Source organism: Immundisolibacter sp. (assembly GCF_041625615.1).
Taxonomy (GTDB): domain Bacteria; phylum Pseudomonadota; class Gammaproteobacteria; order Immundisolibacterales; family Immundisolibacteraceae; genus Immundisolibacter.
Window position 1 is genome coordinate 1 of record NZ_JBFJTF010000154.1, and the last position, 4,786, is coordinate 4,786.

At 69.2% G+C, this 4,786-nt stretch carries 5 protein-coding genes, 1 tRNA gene and 1 pseudogene; 5 read left to right on the forward strand and 2 right to left on the reverse strand.

Annotated elements, in window-relative coordinates:
• Together ABYX71_RS10410 and ABYX71_RS10415 are read right to left on the reverse strand one after the other, a co-directional pair.
• Positions 1–433: DUF2334 domain-containing protein (locus tag ABYX71_RS10410; protein WP_372696432.1), on the reverse strand; the 433-nt coding region annotated here is incomplete at its 3' end.
• Positions 420–1,544, reverse strand: a complete 1,125-nt coding sequence (locus ABYX71_RS10415) for a glycosyltransferase (RefSeq protein ID WP_372696433.1) — start codon at positions 1,542–1,544, stop codon at positions 420–422. The genes ABYX71_RS10415 and ABYX71_RS10410, both read right to left, overlap by 14 nt.
• A 190-nt stretch (positions 1,545–1,734) precedes the next feature.
• Here ABYX71_RS10415 and ABYX71_RS10420 point away from each other — a divergent pair, with 190 nt between their 5' ends.
• From ABYX71_RS10420 to ABYX71_RS10440, 5 genes and pseudogenes are all read left to right on the forward strand, one after another.
• Positions 1,735–2,430, forward strand: coding sequence for a cytochrome b/b6 domain-containing protein (locus ABYX71_RS10420; RefSeq protein WP_372696434.1), 696 nt, complete (start codon positions 1,735–1,737; stop codon positions 2,428–2,430).
• Between the two features lie 77 nt (positions 2,431–2,507).
• Positions 2,508–2,581, forward strand: a tRNA-Arg gene (locus ABYX71_RS10425).
• A gap of 33 nt (positions 2,582–2,614) precedes the next feature.
• Positions 2,615–3,607, forward strand: a complete 993-nt coding sequence (locus tag ABYX71_RS10430) for a biotin--[acetyl-CoA-carboxylase] ligase (protein ID WP_372696435.1) — start codon at positions 2,615–2,617, stop codon at positions 3,605–3,607.
• Positions 3,591–4,343 (forward strand): type III pantothenate kinase, encoded by a 753-nt coding sequence (locus ABYX71_RS10435; RefSeq protein ID WP_372696436.1) that lies wholly within the window; start codon positions 3,591–3,593, stop codon positions 4,341–4,343. Before ABYX71_RS10430 ends, ABYX71_RS10435 begins: the two co-directional genes overlap by 17 nt.
• Before the next feature lie 5 nt (positions 4,344–4,348).
• A pseudogene (locus tag ABYX71_RS10440) lies at positions 4,349–4,786 on the forward strand (hypothetical protein); the annotation flags it as partial.

Consider the following 4,786-nt stretch of genomic DNA (forward strand, 5'->3'; position numbering starts at 1 on the left):
CACCTGGTCCGAGCAGCCAGGCCGGCGCCACGAACCCGGCCGGTCGCCAGCCGAACTCGGCGAACAGTGCCAGGCCGCGCCTGAGCCGTTCGACCGCCGCGCCCCGGCCAAGACGGTAGAACTCCGCCTCGCGGGTGTATACGCGGCGCATCCACCAGTCAACGGGATCACCGCGCAGGGGGGTGTCGTCGGCGTGAAAGTAGCCGTGCAGAACAATCTCGTCGCCCTGCCGGCGTCGAGCCTCCATTGCCTGCACGAACCACGGGTTCCGGCGCAGGTCGCCCTGGTGGTGGAAATCGGGCACCACCAGCAGTGTGAGGGGCACCTGATGGTGGTCCGCAAACGCCACCAGGGGGCGGTACAGCGGCCAGCTGGGCGGGGCGACGACGTGCAGCACCACGCACAGTGCGGGATGCGGTTCAGTGCTGGGCACGGTTCACCGCCGGGTTGTGCGCGCGGTAGCCGCCGAGCAGGTGTCGGTAGTGATCGAGCTGGCGCTGCAGGGTGCTTTCCCAGGCGAAGTGTTCTTCCGCGCGGCGCCGGGCCCGCCGGCCCATGAGCCCCGCGTCGAGGACGAACAGGGTGCGTGTGGCGTCCACCAGGCCGTCGCGTGTCACGTCCGGCGTCAACACGCCCGTGCCCGGCACGACCAGCTCGGGCAGGGCGCCGTGATGGGTGCCGATGACCGGCAGCCCGCTGGCCATTGCCTCCAGTACCACGAGGCCGAACGTCTCCTGGTCGCCTGCGTGGATCAGTGCATCGCAGGCGGCCAGGTGGCCGGCCAGCTGCGGTGCCGGCAGGTAATGGGGCACCGTCGTGACATTGCGCGCGGTCGTGTGTGGCATGCCGGGGCCGATCAGCAGCAGGTGATATCGGTTGCCCAGCGCCTGGGCGGTGGCCAGCAGGAGGTCGATATTCTTCTCGCGGGCGGCGCGACCGGCGAACACCAGCAGGCGTGTGTCGCGCCCGATGCCCAGGCGCATGCGAAGCTTCGGGTCAGCGTGACGGGGATGAAACCGCTGCACGTCGACGCCGAGCGGTTGCACGAGGGTTCGCGGTATGCCCAGGCCCTCGAGCTGGCGGGCCATGACGCGGCTGGGCGCGCAGACGGCATCGAACTGGCGGTACAGACGCCGGATGTAGTGTTCGGCCAGCGTGCGCGCTGAGGGGCCCAGGCGTCGCGCCACCAGGCGCGGGACATCGGAGTGATAGAAACCGATCACCGGCACGTCGAGTCGCTGGCCAGCCGCCAGCGCGACCCAGGCCAGCCGGTAGGGGTCGCCTGCTTCGATCAGGTCCGGTTGCAGTCGACGCAGCATGTGCAGCCAGTGACCGCCGCGCAGCGGAAAGCGATAGCCCGAGGCGCCCAGTGGGGGCGCGGGCAGACAATGGAAATCCGCATCGGGCACGCAGGTGCCCGCGGGCACCAGCACACTGTGGCGGACCCCGGCCTGGCGTGTCAGGTAGTGGTGCTTGCTGTCGAGGTAGGTGCGCACGCCGCCGCTGGTCGGGGCATAGAACATGGTGACGTCGGCGAGGTGCACGCGGCGGACTCGTTGAAGTGGGTGGTCAGGGCGTGGGAAAGCGCTGGCAGTTTTGAGTGCCGGACACGCCATCCGGTTCCCTGGCAGGGGGCACCGCAGGCCGCAAGCGGCCGGTAATCCACGCTACAGTGCGTTCCCCCGGGCCGCATGACAGCGGGCGGGCACGCTAGCACAGGCGAGGGAAACTGATATGACATCCACATCGGGGCACACCGGTACCCAGGTCGTCCGCCAGATCAAGGTCTGGGACTGGCCGGTGCGGTTGTTCCACTGGCTTCTGGTGTCGCTGCTGGCGGCGGCGTGGATCACCGCCGAGGCCGGCATCGAGTACATGCACTGGCACATGCGTTGTGGCTACGCGGTCATCGCCTTGCTGCTGTTTCGTCTGCTGTGGGGCGTATGGGGCAGCGGCAGTGCGCGCTTCGGTCGCTTTCTGCGTGGACCGGGCGCGGTGCTGGGGTACGCGCGGGCCTGGTTCAGTCGCCGCCCAAGGCACTTCCTGGGGCACAACCCGCTCGGTGGCTGGATGGTGGTGGTGTTGCTGGCGTTGCTGGCGGTGCAGGCGGTCAGCGGTTTGTTTGCCAACGACGACATCTTCAATGAAGGCCCACTGATGGCGTGGGTCAGCAAGGACACCAGCGATTGGTTGACCTTCATCCACAAGCGCAACTTCGACGTGTTGCTGGTGGCGGTCGGCCTGCACGTGGTGGCCGTGATGCTGTACCTGGTGCGTGGCGACAATCTGCTGAAGCCGATGTTGACCGGCCGAAAGCCGCCCGGCGACTACGCCGACCAGCCGCCTGTCCTGGCGCCCCTGTGGCGTGCAGCGCTGTTGATGGCGGTCAGTGCCGGTGCCGTGTGGTTGCTGGTGGAGGTGGCGCCGTGAGTCGCCGCTGGACGCACGAATACCCTTCGGGTAAGGTTCCGGCGCACTCCCGGTGCCGCTTGGCAGCGGGGTCCCGCGCCCCGGTAGCTCAGCTGGATAGAGCGTCCCCCTCCTAAGGGGAAGGTCACACGTTCGAATCGTGTTCGGGGCACGCTTTTGCCCTGACGGCCCACCGCATCCGAGCATGTCGCCGCCTTCCGTTACCCGCCTTGCCCTGCTGCGTGCGCTGGCCGATGGTGCCTGGCACGGCGGCGCCGAGCTGGCTCAGTGCTTGGGTATCAGTCGTGCCGCGGTGTCCAAGCAGGCGCAAAGCCTGGCAGCCTGGGGCGCCCCGGTGAGTACGCAGCGTGCACGCGGCTATCGGCTCGAGGGCGGTCTTGACCTTCTTCAGACCGATCGGCTGCAGCACCTGCTCGGTGCGGTGGTGCCGGCGGGCGGCATCGAACTGTTCGACTCCCTGCCGTCCACCAACAGTTACCTGATGGCACGGATCGCGGCCGGTCACTGGCCCTCGGTGTGCCTGGCCGAGCATCAAAGCGCCGGTCGCGGCCGGCGCGGTCGGCAATGGCATTCGCCGTTCGGGCGCAATCTTTACGTATCGGTGGCACAGCGCTACGAGAGCGGACCGGCCGCATTGGCGGGACTGAGCCTCGCCATCGGCGCCGCCCTGGCGCAATTGCTGACCGGGCTCGGCGTTGAACAGGTCAGCCTGAAATGGCCAAACGACGTGCTGTGCGGCGGGGGCAAGCTGGGCGGTATCCTGATCGAGTTGCAGGGCGACACGCAGGGGCCGTGCTGGGCCGTGGCGGGCCTGGGGCTGAATGTGAACATGCTGATCGCCGACGGGGGTGGCATCGAGCAGGCCTGGAACAGCCTGGCGCGTGCCAGTGGCCGCGCCTGGGACCGTACCGGGCTGGCGGCGCAGGTGGTGGAGGCGTTATTGCGGGTGATGCACACCTTTCCGGAAACCGGACTGGAGCCGTGGCTGCCCAGCTATGCACGCTTCGACGGCCTGGCCGGGCGAACGGTGCACGTCGACTGGGCCGGCGAGCGCGTGGACGGGACGGCCCGCGGCATCGCTCCCAACGGTGCCCTTCTGCTGGACTGCGCGGGTCGGCAACGCCAGATCTGGGGCGGTGACGTGTCGGTCAGGGCCGGTGATGGACCTGCTGTTTGATCTTGGCCACAGCCGCCTGAAATGGGCCGGCTGGGCGGATGGTCGGTTGGTACAGCCGCAGGCGGTGGTGTGGCGTGGACAGGATCCGGCCGAGGTGTGCCGGCAGGTGCTGCACGGCCTGGGTACGCCACGGCGGGTGGCGATCGCCGCGGTGGTGCGTGGCTGCATGTTGCAGGCGCTTGAGCAGGCGTTGGCGGCGTACTGGCAGGGCGAGGTGGTACGTCCGGCGGTGACGGCGCGCTGTGGCGACGTGTGCAACGGCTATCGCGAGCCGGCGCGTCTGGGATTCGACCGCTGGGCAGCGCTGCTTGGTGCCTGGGCGCAGCGGCCGGGGCGGGCGGCGATCGTCATTGATTGCGGTTCGGCGGTGACGGTGGATGGACTGCGACAGGACGGCCAGCACCTGGGAGGGGTGATATTCCCGGGACCGCTGATGATGGCCGATGCGTTTTACGACCGAACCGGCCTGGTGGCGCAGCCGCCCGGCAACGCGACCGACGTGGCGGCAGTCGCCACAGCGGACGCCGTGGCTGCGGGAACACGGCTGGCGGCTCTCGGTGGCATCGAGCGGGCGGTGGACGCCTGGTTGCGGCGCCTGCCCGATGCCGATGTGTGGTTGACCGGCGGCGATGCGCCGGCGTTGCGACAGGCGTTGACGTTACCAATAAACACACGGCTGACCCCCCATCTGGTCCTGGAGGGCCTGGGGCGCATGCTGGAATGGGAGGCGCGATGAGAGCGATGGTCTGGATACTGCTGGTTCTCAATGGACTGGTTGCCGTTGCCTGGTTGAGTGGCGTCGCCGTGCCGGCCGCGGCGACTGAGGAACAGTCGCTTCGCGGTGATACGGCAGTGCCCTTGAGGTTGCTGAGTGAGTTGCCGCACGCGCCGCGCCTGCTGGACAGGTCCCTGCCGGCGGTTGCCCAGTCGGGTGAGCCGGTGTCGGTGGGTTCCGACGGCGCGGCGCCGCCCGTCGCGCAAGCGGCCGAGACACCCGAGACACCCGAGGCAGCCGGCCTGGCCGAAGCATCCGAGGCTGTCGTGGCGCCGGTTTCCGACGAACCGACCGTCGCACCGGTGTCAGGCCCCGCGCAGCAGGCGATGGCTGAGGTACCCGGTAGCGAGGCCGACCCACCCGCGGTGGGGTCGCCGCCGGGGGGCGCGCAGCCGGGCGAACCG